Here is a 20713-nt window from a genome sequence, read left to right on the forward strand (position 1 = left end):
GTGACCCGGTCAGGAAACGCAGAGCGCCCCGATGGCGCGCGCGACCTGGGGATCGGCGGCGCAGGTATCCGCCACGAGCTCCCGCGCCGTCGCCATGAGAGCATCAGGTTCGACGATCCGGTCGATCAGGCCGAACGCATGGGCCTCCTGCGCGGTGATCTTCTGCCCCGCCATCAGGATCAGCTTGGCCCGCGCCGGGCCGATCAGCGCCGCAAGGCGCCCCGGGTCGGAGGGTTGCGGCAGGAACCCCAGTTTCATCACCGGGTAAAACACCTTGGCCGTGGGCACCGAGATGCGCAGGTCGCAGGCCAGCGCCATGCCCATCGCACCGCCCGCGAGCGTGCCGTTCAGGGCCGCCACGGTCAGCCCCGGAAGCCGCGCGATCGCCCCCGAGAGCCGCTCCCACAGGGGCGAGGTCGCCAGGCCCGCGCGCGCCGCCTCGAGATCGGCGCCGGCGCTGAACACCTTGCCGGTCCCGGTGAGGATCAGCGCCTGTGCCTCCTGCGCCGTCTCGGCGATGCGAGCCAGCTCCTCCAACATCTCCGGGGTCAGCGAATTGGCCTTGTCGGGCCGGTCGATGGTGACGATCCACAGCCCCCCGTCCTGCTCCAGCCGGATCATAGCAGCCCCACCCGGCGACGAATCGCCTCATCGCGCAGGGAAATCTCGGTACCGATGAGGTCGTCGGCCTCGGTCGAGCACATCCACAGCAGCGCGCGTGCCGGCCAGTCGGGCGGGATATGGTCGGACCAGTCGAGCTGGCTGACCGGGTTGACGCCGCTGGCCTTGATCTCGCGCTGCATCTGGGTGGCGACGGTACCCGGGCTGAGCCCCATGGCGCGGATGCCGCGGCCGCGTTCCTCCCGATCGAGGCAGGCGGTCAGCATCGCCGTCCCGGCCTTGGAACTGCAATAGGCACTCCAGCCCTCAAGCGCGTTGTGGGCGGCACCGGAACTGATCGTCAGAATGCTGCCGCCGCCAGCCTGCCGCATCGCGGGCACCGCCGCGCGCATGCCGTGGAAGACCCCCTTGAGGTTGATGTCGATGGCCTGACCCCAGGCCTCCGGGTCGGCCTCGGACAGCTGGGCGATCGGCTCGATCACGCCGGCGTTCCCGATCAGCACGTCGAGCTTACCGAAACGGTCGAGCGCGGTCTGCACCGCCTGCTCCATGTCGGCATAACGGCTGACATCGGCGCCCAGCGCCACCGCCTGCGGGCCGATCTCGGCGGCCAGCGCGGCGACCGCATCGGCGCTGCGCGCCAGCAGAACCACATTGGCGCCCGCCGCCGCGAATACCCGGCCCGCCTCGGCCCCGATCCCCCGGCTCGCACCGGTGATCAGAACCGTTTTTCCCGTCATGTCCATGCCATCATCCCCAGTTGTTCTTGGGACCGAGTCGTACTGCGCCATGACGCGCCGGTCCAGCCCTTCCCCCTTGACGCCCCGGCGCGCAGAACAGACCATGCCGGCAGAGTTTCCCAGGAGGATATTTCCATGATGGCTTTTCTCAAGCGCGGCACGGCGGCGGCGCTGGTCCTTTCCAGCACAAGCCACGGCGCGTTTGCCGACCTGGCCGCACAGGACGTGTGGTCGAACTGGCGCAGCTATTTGTCGGCGGCCGGCTACCAGATTACCGCAAACGAACAGATGTCGGGCGACACCCTGACCGTCAGCGACCTCAGCATGGCGCTGCAGATCCCGGAGGAGCAGGGCACCGTCTCGATGTTGCTCGACCAGCTGGTGTTCATCGAGAACGGCGACGGGACGGTCAACGTGACCATGCCGCCGCGGATGCCGATCACCTTCGCGATGGACGATGGTGAGGACGAGGTGACGGCGGTGCTCGGCCTGACCCAGTCCGGCGCCTCGATGGTGGTCTCGGGCGCGCCCAGCGACATGACCTACGATTACACCGCCGCCCGCCTCGGCATGGGCCTGGACAGCCTGACGGTCGAGGGCGACACCGTGCCGCCCGAGGTGGCGCGCATGACGGTCTCGCTGAGCGATGTAAACAGCAGCACCCGGATGCAGATGTCCGACAAGCGCAGCTATGAGCAGGGAATGACGGCTTCCAAGCTGACCTATGACATGGCCTTCGACGATCCCGACTCCGAGGATGCGGGCGTCTTTTCGGGCAGCCTGCAAAAGCTCGGGTTCAAGGGGTCGGGCACGATGCCGCTGACCATGGACACCTCCGATGTGCAGCAGATGCTCAAGGCCGGCTTCGGGTTCGACGGCACCTTTACCTATGGCTCGGGCAAGGGCGAGATGTCCGGCACCGGCGACGGTGAAAAATTCGCGATGAGCACCGCCTCGCGGGGCGGGACGCTCGGGGTGGCGATGGATGCCGCGCATCTGTCCTATGACGTGTCGCAGCAGCAGAGCGAGATCACCCTGCAAACTTCGGACGTGCCCTTTCCCATCGCCATCGCGATGCAGAAGATGGCCTTTGCCCTCGACATGCCGATCGCCAAGTCCGACGAGGAGCAGCCCTTTGCCTTTGGCCTGACGCTGGCGGATTTCACCATGCCCGAACAGCTTTGGGGCATCTTCGACCCCGGCGCGATCCTGCCGCGTGACCCGGCGACGATCATCGTCGACCTGGCCGGCAAGGTGCGGGTGCTGGCCGACCTGATGGACCCGGCGATTGCCGAGAACCTGAACCAGGCGCCGGGCGAATTGAACGCGCTGACGATCAACGATCTGAAGGTGTCGGCGGTCGGGGCCGAACTCACCGGGACCGGCGATTTCACCTTTGACAACAGCGACCTGGTCAGTTTCGGCGGCATGCCCGCCCCGGCCGGCAAGGCCAGCCTCACACTGGCCGGCGCCAACGGGCTGATCGACAAGCTGATCCAGATGGGCGTGATCTCGGACCAGGACGCCACCGGCGCGCGCATGATGATGGGCATGGTTGCGGTGCCGGGCGATGGGCCCGACACGCTGAAGTCCGACGTCGAGATCAACGACCAGGGCCAGATCATGGCCAACGGTCAACGGTTGAAGTAACCCGCGCCCCGGGCGGGATTCTCGACGAAATCATGGGCGGGGCCGGATCAGACCGGCCCCGTTTTCCGTTGCCGCCCTTGCGGTGCGGGCGTTCCGGGGCTACCTCCAAACCGTATTCCTGCAACCAGGGGCGACCATGACCCAATCCCTCGAACAGCTCTGTCACGCCATGCTGGAAGCCGCGCGCAAGGCCGGGGCCGAGGCCGCCGACACCATCGCCGTGCGCGGCGGCTCGGTCGAAGTGGACATCCGCGCCGGCGCCCTGGAAAAGGCCGAACGGTCGGAAAGCACGGATCTCGGGCTGCGGGTGCTGCTGGGCAAACGCCAGGCCATCGTCGCGGTCTCCGACAGCCGGCCCGAGGCCTTGACCGAGATGGCCGAGCGCGCCGTGGCCATGGCCCGTGAAACTCCCGAGGACCCCAACGTCGGGTTGGCCGACCCCGCGCAGGTCGCGCAACACTGGGACCTGGCCGCGCTGGAACTGGAAGACCCCGAAGCCGAGCCCGCGCCCGAGGCGCTGCAGAACGATGCGCTGGCCGCCGAGGCCGCCGCGCTGGCCATCGACGGGGTGACCCAGGTTCAGGCCGCCGGCGCCTCCTACGGCCGGCACGCGGTGCATCTGGCGGCGACCAACGGGTTCTCCGGCGGTTACGTGCGCACCGGGCGTTCCATCTCCTGCGTGGCCATCGCCGGCACCGGCACCGGCATGGAACGCGACTACGACGGCGACAGCCGCAGCTTTCAATCGGACCTGCGCAGCCCCGAGGAGATCGGCGCGCGGGCCGGACGGCGCGCGGTCGAACGGATGGCCCCGCGCCAGCCCAAGACCGGGCAGTACCCGGTGCTGTTCGACGAGCGTATCGCCTCCAGCCTGATCGGCCACCTCCTGGCCGCCGCCAACGGGGCCTCGGTCGCGCGTGGCTCTTCCTGGCTCAAGGACGATCTCGGCGCGCAGGTGCTGCCGAGCCATCTCTCGGTGATCGAGGATCCGCACCGGCCGCGCGTCGGCGGCTCGCGCCCCTTCGATGCCGAGGGGCTGCCGACCCGCCGGCGGGCCATCGTCGAGAACGGCGTGCTGACCGGCTGGACGTTGGACCTTGCCAGCGCGCGCAAGCTGGGGATGTCGCCCACCGGCAACGCCGCGCGCGGCGTGTCCTCGGCGCCCTCTCCCGCCATCTGGAACATCGAACTGACCCCCGGTGACGCCAGCCGCGCGGACCTGATCCGCGACATGGGCACCGGGCTCCTGGTCACCTCGATGATCGGCTCGACCATCAACCCGAATACCGGCGATTACTCGCGCGGCGCCTCGGGCCTGTGGGTCGAGAACGGCGAGATCGCCTATCCGGTCAACGAATGCACCATCGCCGGCAACCTGCGCGACATGCTGATGCGGCTGATCCCGGCCAACGACGCTAGGCCTTATCTGTCGCGCGTGGTGCCCTCGCTGCTGGTCGAAGGAATGACGCTTGCCGGAAGCTGATCTTTCCCTGCTGATCGAGGCCGCGCGCGCGGCCGGGCGGATCGCCGGCGGCTTTGTCGGCCCGCAGACGCGGCGCTGGGACAAGCCCGAAGGCGCCGGGCCGGTGACCGAGGCCGATATCGCCGTCAACGAGATGCTCGAGGATCGCCTGCGCAGCGCCCGCCCGGACTATGGCTGGCTGTCGGAGGAAAGCGAGGACAGCAGCGACCGGCTGGAGCGCGAGCGTGTCTTCATCATCGACCCGATCGACGGCACCCGCAGCTTTGCCGCCGGCGAGACCGCCTGGGCGCATGCGCTGGCGATCGCCGAGCGCGGCGTGGTGACCACCGCCGTGATCTACCTGCCGATGTGCGATCTGCTTTACAGCGCCGCGCTGGGGACCGGTGCGCAGCTCAACGGGGCGCCGATCCACGCCAGCGCGGTTCGCGACATGGGCGCCGCGCAGATCCTCGCGGCCCGCCCCAACCTCGAGGCGAAACACTGGCGCGCCGGGGCCGTGCCCGATTTTCGCCGCGCCTATCGGCCATCGCTGGCCTACCGGATGGCGCTGGTGGCGCAGGGCCGGTACGACGGCATGATGACGCTGCGCCCGAGCTGGGAATGGGACATCGCCGCCGGCGACCTGATCCTGCAAGAGGCCGGCGCGATCTGTACCGACCGGCGCGGCGCGACGCTGCGCTTCAACAACCCGCACCCGCAGGTCAACGGCGTGATCGCGGCCGGCGCGCCGCTGCATGCAAGGCTGAGCGCGGCGCTGGCCCCGCAGGATCCCGACATCGCCTCGGCTTGACGCCACATCGCCAAGGCGTAGGGTGCCGGAAATTCCGACACCCCCAATACAGACCCAAATCGGAAAGGATGCCGACATGACCCAACGTCTTCACCTGGTTTTCGGCGGCGAACTGGTCGACCCGTCGAAAAGCGCGTTCAAGGATGTGAACGATATCCACATCGTCGGCATGTTCCCCGACTACGCCTCGGCCTACGCCGCCTGGAAGGCCGAAGCCCAGCGCACCGTCGACGATGCCCACATGCGGTACTTCATCGCCCATATCCACCGCCTGCGCGACGAGGAAACCGAAGCCTCCTCGACCGAGGAACTGGGCTGACGCCATGCGTCTTTCGCTGGGACTCGCGACCTATCGTGCCCTGTCCTGGCGGGGGCCCATTCCGCCGCAGGACGTGCCACCGCCACCGCGCCCGCGCGGACGGCTGGTGTGGTTGCACGCCACCAGCCCGGAGCGGTACCTCGCGCTCCGCGATCTCGGCGCCCGGCTGCAAGCGCAAAGCCCGGACGACAAGCTGTTGATCACGGTGAATGCCTCGGTTCCGGTTTCCGGCAATGCCCGGCACATCCCGGCCCCGCAGCCGCTGCTTTCGGATCACCCGCAGGTCACGCGCGCGTTTCTCGACCATTGGCAACCCGATCTCTGCCTGTGGACCGGGGGGGACCTGATGCCGAACCTGATCTCGCAGGCCGGCGAACAGGGCCTGCCCATGATCCTTGCCGATCTGGCGCTCGAGGATCTGCCCCGGCGTCGCGGCGGCTGGCTGACCGACCTCACTCGGCCCTGCCTTGCCGAATTCGAGAGCATCCTGACCGCCAACGACACGACCGCCACGCACTTGGTGCGACTGGGCGTTCCCAGGAACAGAATCGAGGTGCAGTCGCGCCTGGTCATGGGGGTCAGCCCGCCGCCCTGCCCCGAGACCGCCCTGACCGCCGCGACACAGACGCTGTCGGGGCGCCCGCTGTGGCTGGCGGCGTACCTGCAGGCCGATGAGTTCGCCTCGGTCCTCGCCGCCCACCGGGAGGCCCTGCGGTTGCAGCACCGGCTGTTGCTGATCGCGGTGCCGGCGGACCCGGGCGAAACCGGGCGGCTGGTCGAGGCGATCGCGACCGCCGGGTTGCGCCATGCCGACTGGCACGGCGGCGATTCGATCGGAGAGGAAACCCAGGTTCTGATCTGCGACGACAGCGCCGATCTCGGACTGTGGTACCGGATGGCGCCGGTGACCCTAATGGCCAGTTCGCTGACCCCCGGAGCCACCGGACGGCCCCCGTTCGCGGCCACCGCGCTGGGCTCGGCGGTGCTGTTCGGGCCGCATGTCTCGGCCCATGTCGAGGCCTATGAGCGGCTGCAACGGATCAAGGCGGCCCAGCCCGTCCGCGATGCCGATAGCCTGGCGCAAGCGGTGATGCAGCTTTCCTCGCCGGATCACGCAGCGGCGATGGCGCTGGCCGGATGGGATGCGATCACCGAAAGCGCCGCGCTCACCGATCACCTGGTCGAGATGACCCAGGATCGGCTGGACCTGTCGGAGGCCGAACGTGCGCGCGCCTGAGTTCTGGAACCGCCCGCCGGATCGCCCCGGCTGGCGGGCACGGCTGCTGGCACCGCTGGGCGCGCTTTATTCACATGCGACCGCGCGGCGCATGGCACGCGGGCCGGGCATCGCCCCCGGCGTGCCGGTGATCTGCGTCGGCAACCTCAACGCCGGCGGCACCGGCAAGACCCCGACGGTGATCTGGGTGGTCGAGACCCTGCGCGCGGCCGGGCACGAGCCCCACGTGGTCACCCGCGGCTATGGCGGAAGCCTCACCGGCCCCGTGCGGGTCGATCCCGCCCGCCACCGCGCCGCCCAGACCGGGGACGAGCCGCTTTTGCTCGCCGCCTTTGCCGAGGTCTGGGTCGCACGGGACCGTGCCGCAGGCGCACGCAAGGCCGCCGAGGCGGGGGCCACCGTGATCGTGCTGGACGACGGGTTCCAGAACCCTTCCGTGCACAAGGATTTCTCGATCGTCGTGGTCGATGCCGCGCAGGGGTTCGGAAACGGTCGATGCCTGCCCGCCGGCCCGCTGCGCGAACCCGTCGACACCGGGCTGAAGCGCGCCGACCTGGTGCTGTCGATCGGCGGCGCAGAGGCGCAGGCACGGTTCGATCAACTTTGGGGCGCCAAGGTGACCCTGCCGCGGGCCCGGGCCGAGCTGGCGCCGCTGCAGACCGGGATGGACTGGAGCGACACGCCGGTGCTGGCCTTTGCCGGAATCGGCCACCCCGAGAAGTTCTTTGCCACCCTGCGCGGTCTCGGCGCCGACCTGCGCCGGGCCGAGCCGCTGGATGATCACCAGCCGTTGTCGACCGCGCTGATGACCCGGCTGGAGGCCGAGGCCTGGGCACTCGGCGCGCAGCTGGTCACCACCGAAAAGGACGCCGTCCGCCTGCCCGCCGATTTCCGGCTCAAGGTCATTACCCTGCCGGTCCGGCTGCAGGTCGAGGAGGCGGAGGCGGTCACGCGGCTGTTGCGCAAGGCCGCGCCACCCCCGGCCTGAGCCACGCCGCGCTAGGCTTCGGGGTCGTTCTCGCCCAGTTTCGGCGCAGCGTGCTTCAGCGCCAGCTCGGCATCCGAGAATTTGAACGGTGAGCGGACGCCGGGCACGCCGTCCAGTTCAATCTGCATCCCACGCGCCACCACCTGCGGATCGGCCATCACCTCGGCCAGGTCGTTGATCGGCCCGGCCGGCACGCCCTCGGCCTCGCAGGCGGCCAGCAGATCGGCCTTGCCCCGCTGCGCGGTGGCGCCGTTGAGCCGCGCGATCATCACCCGGCGATTGGCGATGCGATCCTTGTTGTGCAGGAACTCCGGCGCCTCGGCCATGTCGTCCAGCCCCAGGATCCGGCACAACCGCTGGTACTGGCCGTCATTTCCGGTGGCGATGATGATATGACCGTCGGCGCAATCGAACACTTGGTAGGGGGTCAGGTTCATATGCGCGTTGCCCATCCGCCCCGGCGCCTTGCCGGTGGTGAGATAGTTCATCGCCTGGTTGGCGGTGACCGAAACGGCAACGTCCAAGAGCGCCATGTCGATATGCTGGCCCCGCCCGGTGCGTTCGCGCTGATGCAGCGCCGCCAGGATGCCCGCTACCGAGTAGATGCCGGTATAGATATCGGTGATCGCCACGCCGGACTTCTGCGGCTGGCCATCCGGTTCCCCGGTGATCGACATCAGCCCAGACATGCCCTGGATGATGAAATCATAGCCGGCGCGGTGCGCATAGGGGCCGTCCTGTCCGAACCCGGTGATCGAGCAGTAGATCAGGCGCGGGTTGATCTGCTTGAGGCTGTCGTAATCGAGCCCGTATTTCTTCAGCCCGCCGAGCTTGAAATTCTCGATCAGGATGTCGGCATCGCGCACCAGCGCGCGAACCTTGTCGCGGCCCTCTTCGGTGGTGAAATCGGCGGTGACCGAAGCCTTGCCGCGATTGGTGCAATGAAAATAGGCGGCCGAAACCTCGCCGTCACGCTCGACGAAGGGCGGGCCCCAGGCACGGGTATCGTCGCCCTTGGGGCTTTCGACCTTGATGACCTCGGCGCCCAGGTCCGACAGCGTCTGACCGGCCCAGGGGCCGGCCAGGATACGCGCCAGTTCGACGACTTTCAGTCCGGCAAGCGGTGCGGTCATTGCTTGGCCAGCTCCGCCTCGATCAAGGTCTTGAAGTCCTCATAGGGTTGGTTCGAGACCTTTTCACCGTTGACGATAAAGCTGGGGGTCGCTTCGACGCCGTCCTTTTCCGCGTTCTCCTGATACCAGGCGACCAGCGTCTGAGCCTTTTCTCCGTCCTGCAGGCAGGCCTCCAGCGTGTCGCTCTCCAGCCCGGCCAGACGGCCGATCTTGCGCAGGGCATCGACGATCTCGGTCGGTCCGCCGGCGCGCACCCAATCCGACTGCCCCTTGAAGATCAGGTCGGAGATGCCAAAGAACTTCTCCTCGCCGCCGCAGCGCGCGATCATCGAGGCCCAGAGGCCGTAGCGGTCGAAATACACCTCGCGGTAGATGAAGCGCACCTTGCCGGTGTCGATGTAATCCGCCTTGAGTTTCTTGTACGGGCCTTCGTGGAAGTTCGCACAATGCGGGCAGGTGTAAGAGGCATACTCGATGATCGTCACCGGCGCATCCTCAGCGCCCTGGACCATGTCGACGATCGAGGAGGTATCGACCTCGCCGGCCTCCTGCGCCTGTGCCGCGCCGATCAGCAGCGGTCCAGACAGGTCACCGGACCGGCCGGTGAACAGGAATGCGCCCGCCGTCAGCAGGATTGCCGCGAACAGCGCGGGGATAATTCGGGTCATCTGAACCCCTTTCTCAGTTTCGTTGCTTGGATAGAACGTTGCGGCCCAGACGTTCAAGGGCCGCGCGCAGCCCCTCGTCGGCGATGCCGTCGGCGGTTTTTGTCGCGTCGCGGCAGACCTCGGGGTTCGGCTCGGGGCGCGGTTTGGGCGCGGGGGCCTCGAACCGGGCCTGCCCGTCGGCAAAGCCGGTGGGCGCGGTCTGGGTGATGCGCACCCGGCTGATGGCGTTGTAGCCATAGGCCGCGTTCACCCGCTCGCGCAGCCGGTCCTTCTGCATTTCTAGCATCGGCGCCTGCGCGCCGGTGGTCAGCACGGTCAGCGTGGCGCCAAGCCCGGAGCGCCCGTAGCCGATCTTGACCGGACGGGCGATGGCGGCGATCTCGGGGCCGGCGATCTCGGCCCAATGGGTCAGGACCCGGGTCACGGCAAAGCCCCGGCTTTCGCCCGCGCGGCGGATCTGCTCGTTCAACAGCGTCGCGGTACGCTTGAACCCCCGGGTTGTCGATCGGCGCGGTGCCATGCGTGGATTCCCATCTGCTGCGGGGTATTCTATGTCACGGGGCAGCAAGTACCAGCGAAACCCGAATGCAGGGCGGATAAAGATTGCGTGATTCAGAGTTCGAAACCGGGCCAGGGCCCATCGCCGGCGATCTGCTGGGTTGGTACGATGTGCATGCCCGCGATCTGCCCTGGCGGGTCAGCCCGGCGGCGCGGGCGGCGGGGGTACGGCCCGATCCCTATCGCGTATGGCTGTCCGAGGTGATGCTGCAACAGACCACGGTGGCCGCCGTGCGCGACTATTTCCACCGCTTCACCACGCTCTGGCCCGACGTGAATGCGTTGGCGGCGGCCGAGGACGGCGCGGTGATGGGCGAATGGGCCGGGCTTGGATACTATGCCCGGGCGCGCAACCTGTTGAAATGCGCGCGCTTCGTCGCGGATGAGCTGGACGGGCGCTTTCCCGAACACCATGACGCGCTGTTGGAGCTGCCCGGCGTCGGCCCCTATACCGCCGCGGCGATTTCCGCCATCGCATTTGACAGGCCGGAAACGGTGATGGACGGCAACGTGGAACGGGTCATGGCGCGGCTGCATGACATCCACACCCCCCTGCCCGCCGCCAAGCCGGAGTTGAAGGCGCAGGCCGCCGCCCTGACGCCGGGTACGCGGCCCGGCGATTACGCGCAGGCGGTGATGGACCTGGGCGCCACGATCTGCACGCCGAAATCCCCCGCCTGCGGCATCTGCCCGTTGCGGAGCCCCTGCCGCGCAAGGGCAGCGGGAACCGCGCCCGAACTGCCGAAGAAGACGCCGAAGAAACCCAAGCCCACAAGGCGCGGCATCGTCTATCTGGCGCAACGGGACGATGGCGCGGTGCTGCTGGAACGGCGGCCCGACAAGGGGCTGTTGGGTGGCATGCTGGGCTGGCCCGGGTCTGACTGGTCGGAGGCGCCCGAGGAAAAGCCGCCGTTTGCTGCCGACTGGGTCACCCTGCCGGCAGAGGTGCGCCATACCTTCACCCATTTCCACCTGATCCTGACGATCAAATGCGCACCCTTGCCGGAAGGCGTCCTTCCCGAGCTGGGCCAAGTGATCCCGCGCGCCATGTTCCGGCCCGGAGACCTGCCGACGGTGATGCGCAAGGCCTATGACCTCTGGCGCGACGGGACCGCGTGACCCATGGGCAAGGTGCTACGAATTGGGTAGAATCCGCCCCGTTTCGTACAACCCGACGAGGTCGCCGATGATCCCCGCAGACAAGCTGGCCCGCTGGCAAAGCGCGCTGCCCTTCTGGGGCTCTTTCCTGCTGATCCCGGTCGCCTGGCTGAGCGCGGTGCAGGGTGGCTGGTATGTGATCCTGCCGCCGCTGATCACTTGGTACCTGTTCACCGCGCTGGACGGGTTGACCGGGCTGAACCTCGAGAATGCCGACCCGGAGACACCGCCGGAGGATCTGACCTGGTACCGGCTGCTGACCAGCCTTTGGGTGCCGCTGCAATTCGTCACCCTGTTCGGCACGATCTGGTACGTGACCCATTCGGGGCACCTGTCGGTACTGGAGAAGATCGTGCTGTTCTTCGGGATCGGGGTGATCACCGGCACCATCGGGATCAACTACAGCCACGAGTTGATGCACCAGAAGAACCGGCTTGAGCGGCTGTTGGGCGATGTTTTGCTGGCGATGGTGCTTTATTCGCATTTCCGGTCCGAACACCTGCTGGTGCATCACCGCTACGTCGGCACCCCGCGCGACGCGGTGACGGCGCGGTACAACGAGGGGTTTCACCGTTTCTATCCGCGCGTGTTGCGCGAAAGCCTGGTCTCGGCGTTTCGGGCGGAAAAGGCCCGGCTCGCGCGCAAGGACCGGCCCTGGACCGACGCGAAGAACCCGTTCTGGCGCTACTGGGGGTTTCAGGGCGCGATGCTGGTTCTGGCCTTCCTGCTTGGCGGTTGGGCCGGGGTCGGGCTGTTCCTGATTCAGGCCGGGACGGCGATCTGGCAGTTGGAGCTGGTCAACTATGTCGAACACTACGGGCTGACGCGGAAATACCTGGGCGATGGCAGGTACGAACATGTCTTGCCGCAGCATTCCTGGAACGCGGCGCAGAAGGCCACCAACTGGCTGCTGATCAACCTGCAGCGCCATTCGGATCATCACTACAAGCCCGACCGGCGGTTTCCGCTGTTGCAGAATTATACCGCCGCCGAGGCGCCGCAGCTGCCGCATGGCTATCCGATCATGACGATGGCGGCGATGATCCCGCCGCTGTGGCGGCGGGTGATGAACCCGCGCGTGCGGCAGTGGCGGGCGATGTATTACCCCGAGATCACCGACTGGACCCCCTATACCAAGGCCACCAACCCGATGCCGAAGGGAAGCGGGTCCCGATAGGTCGCTCAGCGATAGGTCCAGATCGTCATCGGCTCTTCGATCCCGCGAATGGGCTGATCGGCGTGGCGGGTGAACCCGTCGAGCAAGGGCGCCGTATCACCGGATTCCGACAGAACCCGGGTCCGCAGCGCATCGCTGATCGCCAGCCGCACCGAGAGCGGCCGGGTCAGCGCCTCCAGCCGGCTGGCCACGTTGACGGCGGTGCCGATGACAGCGAACTCCAACCGGTTGGCGCCGATGTCGCCCAGAACGGCGGTGCCATAATGCACGCCGATCCCGGCGCAGATCGTATCCTCACCGCGCTGACGCCGCTCGAGGTTCCAGTCGTCGATCACCCGGACCATGGCGCGGGCACAGGCCAGCGCGTTGGTGGCGTCCCGCGCGCCCGCCAGCGGCGTGCCGAAAGTCGCCATCAGCCCGTCGCCTAGGTACTTGTCCAGCGTGCCTTCGTGGTTGAAGACCTCGGCCTCCATCCGGGCGTGGAACCCGCGCAGAACCTCGATCACCTCGTAGGGGTCCCGATCGGCGGAAAACCGGGTAAAGCCGACGATGTCCACGAACAGAACCGCGATCTCCTGCCGGCGCACCTGTTTGAGCGGTTCGTCGTTCTGTGACAGCTCCTCGACCACGTTGGGCGAGAAATAGCGCGACAGGTTGGCGCGTTCGCGTTCCAGCGCCGCGTTGTCGATCAGCAGGCGGTTGAACCGCCGGGCCGAGACACCCAGTGTCACCGCGACAATCAGGAAGACCACGACCTCCTGAAGGCGCAGCCGCACCTGAAAGGCGTTCGGGTCCAGCCGCGCCGCCAGGTCGGACTGGCCGGCAAAGGCCGTCTGCGCGGCCTGTGACAGCTCCGGAAACGGGGGAGAGGACCACCATGCCACGATCAGCGCGCCCGTCCAGATCGCGGCGGTCCAGAGCCCGATGCCGATCACCGTGCGCCAGGAAAACGCCAGCGTGCCGGCGGCGAGGATCACGAACAGGTAGAGGAAGTTGCCATTGCGGTATTGCATGGCCAGCGGCAGATGTTCGTCGCTGAGCGGGTTGGGCATGACGATGCCGAGGGTCATGATCGCCAGGTCGGCAAAGATCAGCGCCAGTTCGGCGCGCGATTGCCCCACCCGCGCGACGCGCCGCAACAGCCAGCCATTGAGCGCCAGAAGGGCGAGGAAGCCGTGGTAGAACAGCACCTCTCGGCTGGGGGTGAGAAAGACCAGGAAGACGGCGATCACCGCCAGCGCCACCCATCGGGCGCGCACGGCAAGGTCCATGCCCTCGCATTTGTGGCGAAGCAGCGCGGCCTCGGTATACTTGCCGGGCGTGTCCCCGGCCGGATCGAGATCCGCCATGAGTGCCCGGGGAGAGCGAAGCCGGCGGGATGCGTTTTCACTCATGTGGGTGCGGTCCATGCAGGGTTTCGCGGCGCCCCCTTCCTAGCGGGTCGCCCTGCCCCAAGGCAAAGCAATCCGGAAGAAAAAAGCCCCGCCATGACGGCGGGGCAAGGTGCGGTGCCGCGCGCGATCCCGCGGGCACCGGCGGTCATCCGGTTTGTCTGGAGGATTAATTCTCGCGCATTTCCGAGCGGATCTGCTGGCGCAGCACGTCGATCGGCACGGTCTTGCCTTCTTTCTTGAAACACCAGTAGGTCCAGCCGTTGCAGGATGGGGCGCCTTCGAGCGCGGCGCCGACCTGGTGGATGGATCCGCGCACCTCGCCGCCGACCAGAGTGCCATCGGCGCGGACCTTGGCCTTGTAGCGCTTGTTCATCGAGAACAGCTCTTCGCCCGGGCGCAGCATGCCGCGTTCGACCAGCTGGCCGAAGGGCACGCGCGGTTCGGCCCGCTTGCTGGCGCTGACCTGCAGCGCGTCGCGGTCGAACTTGCGCACGCGGGAGATGCGTTTCTCGGCCACCTTGCGATAGGCTTCCTCGCGCTCGATCCCGATGAACTCGCGGCCCAGCATCTTGGCCACGGCGCCGGTGGTGCCGGTGCCGAAGAACGGGTCGAGCACCACGTCGCCGGGGTTGGTGGACCCCACCAGCACCCGGTGCAGCAGCGATTCCGGCTTTTGCGTGGGATGTGCCTTGTCGCCGTTGTCGTCCTTGAGCCGCTCGTGCCCGGTGCAGATCGGCAGCACCCAGTCCGAGCGCATCTGGATGCCCTCGTTCAGAGCCTTGAGCGCCTCGTAGTTGAAGGTGTATTTTCCACCCTCGGATTTTGAGGCCCAGATCATCGTCTCATGGGCGTTGGTGAACCGCTTGCCCCGGAAATTCGGCATCGGGTTCGACTTGCGCCAGACCACGTCGTTGAGAATCCAGAATCCCGCGTTCTGCAGCGCCGAGCCGACACGGAAGATGTTGTGGTAACTGCCGATCACCCAGATCGCGCCGTTCGGTTTCAGCAGCCGGCGCGCGGCGGCGAGCCAGTCGCGGGTGAACTTGTCATAGGCGGCAAAGGAATCGAACTGGTCCCAGTGATCATCCACCGCGTCGACCTGGCTGTTGTCGGGGCGGTGCAACTGGCCCTTGAGTTGCAGGTTGTAGGGCGGGTCGGCAAAGATAAGATCGACACTGCTCTCCGGCAGACTGTTCATCACCTCGATGCAGTCACCATCCAGAATAGAATTCAACGGGAGCGCCGCGGCGCCCTTGGATTTGGTTTTCGTCATTTTCTGCCTCTATCCGGCGCTTTGGCGCGCTCGTTTTATGGAGACAAGGATGAGTCAAACCCGATTCGCCGTCAATTTCTTTTTTGAATCAGTCACTTACGGATTTGTCTTGATACAAGATATTGTGTACCGGTTTGAAGGAACGTCTATGGTGTGGGGTGACACCAAGATTTCGGAGCGCCGTCTTGTGGCTTTTCGTCGGGTATCCGGCGTTGCTCTCCCAGCCATAACCGGGATGCTGTTGCGCCAAATCCACCATCAGCCTGTCGCGGCAGGTCTTGGCCATGATCGAGGCCGCCGAAATCGACACCGAACGCGCGTCGCCACCGATCACGGCGCGCGACGGGAGGCTCAGCCCGGCGGGGATCATGTTGCCGTCGATCAGCAGGAAATCGGGCGGCGGATCGAGTGCGGCAACGGCGCGCTCCATCGCCAGGTGGCTGGCGCGCAGGATGTTGATCTCGTCGATCTCCGCGACGCTGGCATGGGCGATGGCGATCTCGGCGCAGCCCGAGAGCGCCTGTTCGAGGGCCTCGCGGCGGCGCGCGGTGAGTTTCTTGGAATCGTTCAGCCCCTCGGGCGTCGCTTGCGGATCCAGGATCACGGCGGCGGCGGTGACCGGGCCGGCGATCGGGCCGCGGCCGACCTCATCGACACCGGCGATGCGCAGGAACCCCTGCGCCCGCAATTCCCGTTCCAGGCTGTCGTCGGCTGTGTTCATGGCTGCCTTGCTGCCCCGCCGAGCGGGGCAGCGCAAGGGCGTTTCAGCGATCCGGGGTGTGCCACTCGGCCGGCGGCACGTCGCGCCGACGCAGCCGCAGCGCCAGGCCGATAGCCACGCCGGTGCCGATGGCGACGGTCAGGTCGGTCACCACCGTCAGCACCAGCGTCAGCAGCAGCAGGATGCGGTCGGACATCCGCGCCTGCATGTAGATGCGCCACTTGTCCGGCTCGCTCATGTTCCAGGCGGTCAGCATCAGCAACGCGGCCAGCGCCGGCATCGCGAGATAGCCCGCCAGCGGCGCCGCCAGCATCATCACCACGAGGATGGTCAGCGCGTGCACCAGCCCGGCCACCGGCGTCTTGCCGCCGGCGCGCACGTTGGTCGCGGTCCGGGCAATCGCCCCGGTCGCCGGCAGCCCGCCGAAGAACGCCGAGCCGATATTGGCCAGGCCCTGCGCGCGGATTTCGGCGTTGGGGCGGTGCTTGCCGCCGATCATCCGGTCAGACACCATCGCAGAGAGCAGCGATTCAACTCCGGCCAGAAAGGCGATGACAGCCGCCGAGGGCAGCAGTTCGATCACCCTTGCATAGGACAGCTCGGGCAGCTTGGGCATCGGCAGGTGATCGGGCAAGGCGCCGAATCGGGAAAAGATCGAATCCACCGGCAGGGTCAGCACGGCAGCGATGGCCGAGCCGGCCCCGACCGCGACGATCAGACCGGGAAAGCGCGGGAACAGCCGCCGCAGCGCCACGATGGCCACCAGCGTGAAGGCCCCGATGCCGAGGCTTTCCCAGCTGACCGTGTCGCGCGCCGCCCAGAGCGCGGGGATCTTCTCGACGAAATCGGCGGGCACCTCCTCCATCGAGAGACCGAAGAAATCCTTGAGCTGGCTGGTGCCGATGATCACCCCGATGCCGATGGTGAACCCGTTGATCACCGGTTCCGGAACGTAGGAGATCAGGTTGCCCGCGCGCAGGTAGCCCGCGACCAGCAACATCATCCCCGCCATCAGGGTGGCCAGCACCAACCCGTCATAGCCGTGATCCGCGATCACCCCGTAAACCACCACGATGAAGGCGCCGGTCGGCCCGCCGATCTGCACCCGGCTGCCGCCGAAAGCCGAGATCAGGAAGCCGGCCACGATGGCCGTCACCAGCCCGGCGGCCGGATCGGCCCCCGAGGCGATCGCGATGGCCAGGCTGAGCGGCAGCGCCACCATCGCCACGGTGATACCGGCCAGAACATCGATGCCGAAATCGGGCATCGTGTAGGTTTGCAGCGTCGTCAGAATCTTGGGTTTCATATGCGGGCCCATGCATGTCGAGGTTGAATGGGCAGGGCCCCGCGTCACCCGAATTGGGTAACGTCGGTCGCGGGCGATCTAGCGCGCGGCCCCGCTGGGGCGTCGAAAATGACGCGACAGCCAAGCGGGGTCCTGTCCGGATTAGGATCGGCGCATAAAAGGCGATAGAGGCGCGGGTTGCAACTCCCCCAAACGAAAAAAGGGCGGACCTGATGGCCGCCCTCTGAGTCGGGTAGGGATTTTCCCCGGTATCAGCGGTGAACGTGCACGACGCGCTTGTTGACGACCTTCTTGCGGATGACTTTCACTTGGCGCTGGGGCGCGCGCTGAACATGGGGCTGATGGGCGCGCGGCGGCTGTTGAACGCGGGGGGCGTGGTACTGCGGTTTGTAGGTGCGCTGCGGGTGATAAACGTGGCGCGGCGGCTGCTGCACCACGACCTTGCGCTGATGCACGACGGTGCCGTGGTCGTTGCGGCTGCCTTCGATGGCGGCGCCGAGGATGGCCAGCCCGACCAGCCCGGCAAAGAAGCGCGCGGCATCGTCGTTGTCGGCGCGGGCCGGGGCGGCGGTGGCACCGGTGATGGCCACCACCAGCGCGAGGCCGGAAATCAGCGTGATGAAGGAGCGGTGCGAGACGATCTTGCGGGTCATTGTGTGTTTCCTTTCGGGGTTGGGTCGCGGCGGGGGAAGGCCGCAGCGGGATGCAGCCACCCTCGCCCCGACCCATCCAGACAGGCAATAACGGGCGGTTGATATCGAATAACATCCGCCCCAAAGCCCTGTGGTTATTGAATAACCGGCGCGCTGCGGTCAGGATGGCCCCATGAAACAGTTCCTGCTTTCCATCGCCCTGATCGCCGGTCTCATGGCGGCCGCGCCAGCCTCGGCGGCGGAGTGCTACGCCGATTACAAGGCCAAGCGCGACAACCCGCTGAAGCTGCATTACGGCGTCATGCAATTGCGCGGCGGCTGCGACCGCCAATCGGCGCGGGCCGAGGTGTCGGCCCGGCTGCAGCAAAACGGCTGGAAGCTGCTGAACGTGATGTCGGTGTTCGGCCCCGAGGGGCTTGCGGGGAGGAGGGCCAATGCCGGACACTTCTATCTCCGGTTCTGAACCGCGCCGCCCCGGTGCCCGGATCGTCGGGATCGGGATCGCGGCGATCGTGGCGATCCTTGGCGTTGCCGGTGCCGTACTGCTTTTGACGTTGCCCGACGCCAATGCCTTCAACGCGCGGGTGGAGCGGCTGTTCGTCGAGAGCGACCTGACCAGCGGCACCGAGATCAAGCTGCTGGAGATCCTGGCGCAATCGGGCACCGCCTTTGCCGACACGCTGGCCAGCTACCGCATGGTGATCTTCGTGCTGCTGGTCTTTGCCACCGCGATGATGGTGGCGGCGCTGGTGTTCCTGGTGCTGCTGGCCGGGCTGAACCGCCGCATGGCCCAGATCGAACGCGCCGGCATCCAGGTCAATTCGCTGCTGATCAGCCGCGAGGAAAACACCGTCTATCTCAACAACATGGACTTCAAGCTGACGGCGGCGGCGATGGAGACGCTCTCGGTTCTGGCCGAGGCGCGGCTGGATGACGAGGTGCTCTCGGGCGTCGAGATCGAGGCGATGATCTCGGGGCGCGAGGCCACCGATTGCGAAGAGGCCGCCGGGGCAACGCGGATCAAGCGGCTGCGCGACACGCTGGGCAACCAGATGGTCAGTGAGCTTCTGGTCAAGAACATCGCGCGGCGCGGCTACATGCTGGCGATCGAGAAGGACGTGATCCGGATGGTGTGAGCGGCGCACCGGATGCCCGGGGGCCGGATTCAACAGCAAACGGGAGGAGCCGACGCGGCAGGGGTCGCGGTGGGGTTGACTTCCCCCGCCGTGGCCGCCCTTCTTTCGCGCAACAGACAGGAGGCCCGATGCACACCCCATTCGACCAGGAACTGGAAGCGCGCCTGACCCGCTATGCCGCCATCGACAGCCAGAGCGACGAGGAGTCGCCGGGCTCGCCCAGCACCGAGATCCAGTTCGACATGCTGCGGCTGCTGGAGACCGAGTTGCAGGAAATCGGCGCGCAGGACGTGACGCTCACCGACTATGGCACCGTTCTGGCAACGATCCCCGGCACCGTCCCCGGCCCCACCGTCGGGCTGCTGGCGCATGTGGACACCGCACCGCAGTTCAACGCCAGCGGCGTGAAACCGCGGGTGATCAAGGGTTACAACGGGGGCGAGATCACCTATCCCGACGATCCCGCGCTGGTACTCTCGCCCGAGGCCTCGCCCTATCTGGCCGACAAGATCGGCCATGACATCGTCACCGCCTCGGGCCTGACGCTGCTGGGGGCGGATGACAAGGCCGGGGTTGCGATCATCATGACCGCCGCGCGGCACCTGCTGGAGAACCGCCAGATCGAACACGGGCCGATCCGCATCGCCTTTACCCCGGACGAGGAGATCGGGCGCGGCGTGGATGAGCGGCTCCCCAAGGATCTGGGCGCCGATTTCGCCTATACCTTCGACGGTGGCAGGGTCGGCGAGATCGAGTACGAGACCTTTTCCGCCGATGCCGCCGAGGTGTCCATCACCGGGGTGTCGATCCATCCCGGTTTCGCCAAGGGCAAGATGGTCAACGCCATCCACCTTGCCGCCAGGATCATCGACTGCCTGCCGCAGGCCACCATGACGCCCGAGGTAACCGAGGCGCGCGAGGGGTTCTGGCACGCCACCGAGATGACCGGCGGTTCATCGCAGATGAAGATCAAGCTCATCCTGCGCGATTTCGAGATGGAGGGGCTGGAACAGAAGGGCGAGATGCTGCGCGCGGTCTGCGCGGCGGTGCAGGCGACCGAGCCGCGCGCGACCATCGCCTGTGACATCCGCCCGCAATACCGCAACATGCGTTATTGGCTGGAACAGGACATGACGCCGGTGAAACTGGCACAGGATGCCTGCCGCGACCTCGGGCTCGACCCGGTGTCGGTCCCGATCCGGGGCGGCACCGACGGGTCGCGCCTGACCGAGATGGGGGTGCCCTGCCCCAACCTCTTTACCGGCATGCAGAACATCCACGGCCCGCTGGAATGGATCTCGGTGCAGGATATGGGCGCTGCCACCAACCTGTGCCTGAAGCTGGTGGAACGGGCGGCAGCGGACGACTGACCCAAGGCGACCCCCTTTGTGTTGGCTGCGCCATCGGCGGCGCAGCCCTTCAACCGCGGTCGCGTTCCTTGTCGAAATGAATGACCGCGCGCAGACTTTTCCCCGCGTGCATCAGGTCAAACGCCGTGTTGATGTCATCGAGCCCCATGGCGTGATTGATGAGATCATTCAGCTTGAATTCGCCCCGCATACAGGTGTTTAGGCCCGGCAATTTGTCGATCGCACGGGTCAGAATCCGATCACGAAAATCCGCGCGAAGCGCGGGTTCATAGGCGTCATGGGTTGGTAGAACACCCTTTTGCATGTGTGTCCTCCTTCAGAGTTGCCGCAGACACAGC

General features: G+C 66.9%; 22 protein-coding genes. 11 read left to right on the forward strand and 11 right to left on the reverse strand.

The annotated features are described in order from the left end of the window. Positions 1-9: 9 nt before the first annotated feature. Positions 10-621, reverse strand: a complete 612-nt coding sequence (locus tag ABWV23_RS13795) for an enoyl-CoA hydratase/isomerase family protein (RefSeq protein WP_353348699.1) — start codon at positions 619-621, stop codon at positions 10-12. After that, positions 618-1367 carry an SDR family oxidoreductase gene (locus ABWV23_RS13800; RefSeq protein WP_353348701.1) on the reverse strand — a complete coding sequence of 250 codons (750 nt, stop codon included), beginning with the start codon at positions 1365-1367 and terminating at the stop codon, positions 618-620. Before ABWV23_RS13800 ends, ABWV23_RS13795 begins: the two co-directional genes overlap by 4 nt. Positions 1368-1496: 129 nt before the next feature. On the opposite strand from ABWV23_RS13800, the gene ABWV23_RS13805 reads away from it, so the two are divergent. The 6 genes from ABWV23_RS13805 to lpxK all read left to right on the forward strand — a co-directional run bounded on the left by ABWV23_RS13805 (position 1497) and on the right by lpxK (position 7828). Then, complete coding sequence (locus ABWV23_RS13805) at positions 1497-3011, forward strand: DUF2125 domain-containing protein (RefSeq protein WP_353348703.1); 1515 nt, start codon at positions 1497-1499, stop codon at positions 3009-3011. A gap of 136 nt (positions 3012-3147) precedes the next feature. Then, a complete protein-coding gene (locus ABWV23_RS13810) occupies positions 3148-4494 on the forward strand; it encodes a TldD/PmbA family protein (RefSeq protein ID WP_353348705.1) in 1347 nt (448 codons plus the stop codon). Beyond that, positions 4481-5284: an inositol monophosphatase family protein gene (locus ABWV23_RS13815; RefSeq protein ID WP_353348707.1), complete on the forward strand. Its 804-nt coding sequence runs from the start codon at positions 4481-4483 to the stop codon at positions 5282-5284. The genes ABWV23_RS13810 and ABWV23_RS13815 overlap by 14 nt, the downstream gene beginning before the upstream one ends. A 76-nt stretch (positions 5285-5360) precedes the next feature. Next, the gene (locus ABWV23_RS13820) at positions 5361-5603 is read left to right on the forward strand and encodes a DUF4170 domain-containing protein (protein ID WP_353348709.1); all 243 of its coding nucleotides are present in this window, start codon (positions 5361-5363) and stop codon (positions 5601-5603) included. A 4-nt stretch (positions 5604-5607) separates the two neighbouring features. After that, a complete protein-coding gene (locus ABWV23_RS13825) occupies positions 5608-6840 on the forward strand; it encodes a 3-deoxy-D-manno-octulosonic acid transferase (protein WP_353348711.1) in 1233 nt (410 codons plus the stop codon). Continuing rightward, positions 6827-7828 carry a tetraacyldisaccharide 4'-kinase gene (lpxK, locus tag ABWV23_RS13830; protein ID WP_353348713.1) on the forward strand — a complete coding sequence of 334 codons (1002 nt, stop codon included), beginning with the start codon at positions 6827-6829 and terminating at the stop codon, positions 7826-7828. Before ABWV23_RS13825 ends, lpxK begins: the two co-directional genes overlap by 14 nt. An 11-nt stretch (positions 7829-7839) precedes the next feature. Here the strand turns inward: lpxK and ABWV23_RS13835 are convergent, their stop codons facing one another. Genes ABWV23_RS13835 through ABWV23_RS13845 form a run of 3 tightly spaced genes read right to left on the reverse strand, consistent with a single transcriptional unit; the run spans position 7840 to position 10149 of the window. Next, positions 7840-8961, reverse strand: a complete 1122-nt coding sequence (locus tag ABWV23_RS13835; protein WP_353348715.1) for a CaiB/BaiF CoA transferase family protein — start codon at positions 8959-8961, stop codon at positions 7840-7842. Further along, positions 8958-9629, reverse strand: a complete 672-nt coding sequence (locus ABWV23_RS13840; protein ID WP_353348717.1) for a DsbA family protein — start codon at positions 9627-9629, stop codon at positions 8958-8960. Before ABWV23_RS13840 ends, ABWV23_RS13835 begins: the two co-directional genes overlap by 4 nt. A gap of 13 nt (positions 9630-9642) precedes the next feature. Further along, positions 9643-10149 carry a DUF721 domain-containing protein gene (locus ABWV23_RS13845; RefSeq protein ID WP_353348719.1) on the reverse strand — a complete coding sequence of 169 codons (507 nt, stop codon included), beginning with the start codon at positions 10147-10149 and terminating at the stop codon, positions 9643-9645. Positions 10150-10232: 83 nt separating this feature from the next. Between ABWV23_RS13845 and ABWV23_RS13850 the strand changes: the two genes are divergently transcribed. Further along, complete coding sequence (locus ABWV23_RS13850; RefSeq protein WP_353348721.1) at positions 10233-11306, forward strand: A/G-specific adenine glycosylase; 1074 nt, start codon at positions 10233-10235, stop codon at positions 11304-11306. 67 nt (positions 11307-11373) lie between these two features. Beyond that, positions 11374-12522: an alkane 1-monooxygenase gene (locus ABWV23_RS13855; protein WP_353348723.1), complete on the forward strand. Its 1149-nt coding sequence runs from the start codon at positions 11374-11376 to the stop codon at positions 12520-12522. Between the two features lie 5 nt (positions 12523-12527). On the opposite strand, the gene ABWV23_RS13860 is transcribed toward ABWV23_RS13855, so the two are convergent. The 5 genes from ABWV23_RS13860 to ABWV23_RS13880 form a co-directional block, all read right to left on the reverse strand. Then, positions 12528-13871: an adenylate/guanylate cyclase domain-containing protein gene (locus ABWV23_RS13860; protein ID WP_353348725.1), complete on the reverse strand. Its 1344-nt coding sequence runs from the start codon at positions 13869-13871 to the stop codon at positions 12528-12530. Positions 13872-14082: 211 nt separating this feature from the next. After that, a complete protein-coding gene (locus ABWV23_RS13865) occupies positions 14083-15189 on the reverse strand; it encodes a site-specific DNA-methyltransferase (protein WP_353348727.1) in 1107 nt (368 codons plus the stop codon). A gap of 88 nt (positions 15190-15277) precedes the next feature. Beyond that, on the reverse strand, positions 15278-15910 hold the full coding sequence (gene rnhB / locus ABWV23_RS13870; protein ID WP_353348729.1) for a ribonuclease HII: 633 nt from the start codon (positions 15908-15910) through the stop codon (positions 15278-15280). A 43-nt stretch (positions 15911-15953) separates the two neighbouring features. Next, on the reverse strand, positions 15954-17216 hold the full coding sequence (locus ABWV23_RS13875) for a SulP family inorganic anion transporter (RefSeq protein ID WP_353348731.1): 1263 nt from the start codon (positions 17214-17216) through the stop codon (positions 15954-15956). Positions 17217-17467: 251 nt separating this feature from the next. After that, positions 17468-17869 carry a hypothetical protein gene (locus ABWV23_RS13880; protein WP_353348733.1) on the reverse strand — a complete coding sequence of 134 codons (402 nt, stop codon included), beginning with the start codon at positions 17867-17869 and terminating at the stop codon, positions 17468-17470. A 172-nt stretch (positions 17870-18041) separates the two neighbouring features. Between ABWV23_RS13880 and ABWV23_RS13885 the strand changes: the two genes are divergently transcribed. The 3 genes from ABWV23_RS13885 to pepT all read left to right on the forward strand — a co-directional run bounded on the left by ABWV23_RS13885 (position 18042) and on the right by pepT (position 20375). Beyond that, entirely contained in the window at positions 18042-18332 is a 291-nt protein-coding gene (locus tag ABWV23_RS13885) for a hypothetical protein (protein WP_353348735.1), read from the forward strand. Beyond that, entirely contained in the window at positions 18304-19005 is a 702-nt protein-coding gene (locus ABWV23_RS13890; RefSeq protein WP_353348737.1) for a winged helix-turn-helix domain-containing protein, read from the forward strand. The genes ABWV23_RS13885 and ABWV23_RS13890 overlap by 29 nt, the downstream gene beginning before the upstream one ends. A gap of 128 nt (positions 19006-19133) precedes the next feature. Then, positions 19134-20375: a peptidase T gene (pepT, locus tag ABWV23_RS13895; protein ID WP_353348739.1), complete on the forward strand. Its 1242-nt coding sequence runs from the start codon at positions 19134-19136 to the stop codon at positions 20373-20375. A gap of 49 nt (positions 20376-20424) precedes the next feature. On the opposite strand, the gene ABWV23_RS13900 is transcribed toward pepT, so the two are convergent. Beyond that, the gene (locus ABWV23_RS13900; RefSeq protein WP_353348763.1) at positions 20425-20679 is read right to left on the reverse strand and encodes a hypothetical protein; all 255 of its coding nucleotides are present in this window, start codon (positions 20677-20679) and stop codon (positions 20425-20427) included. Positions 20680-20713 lie beyond the last annotated feature (34 nt).

The organism is Aquicoccus sp. SU-CL01552, from assembly GCF_040365005.1.
GTDB lineage: Bacteria > Pseudomonadota > Alphaproteobacteria > Rhodobacterales > Rhodobacteraceae > Antarcticimicrobium.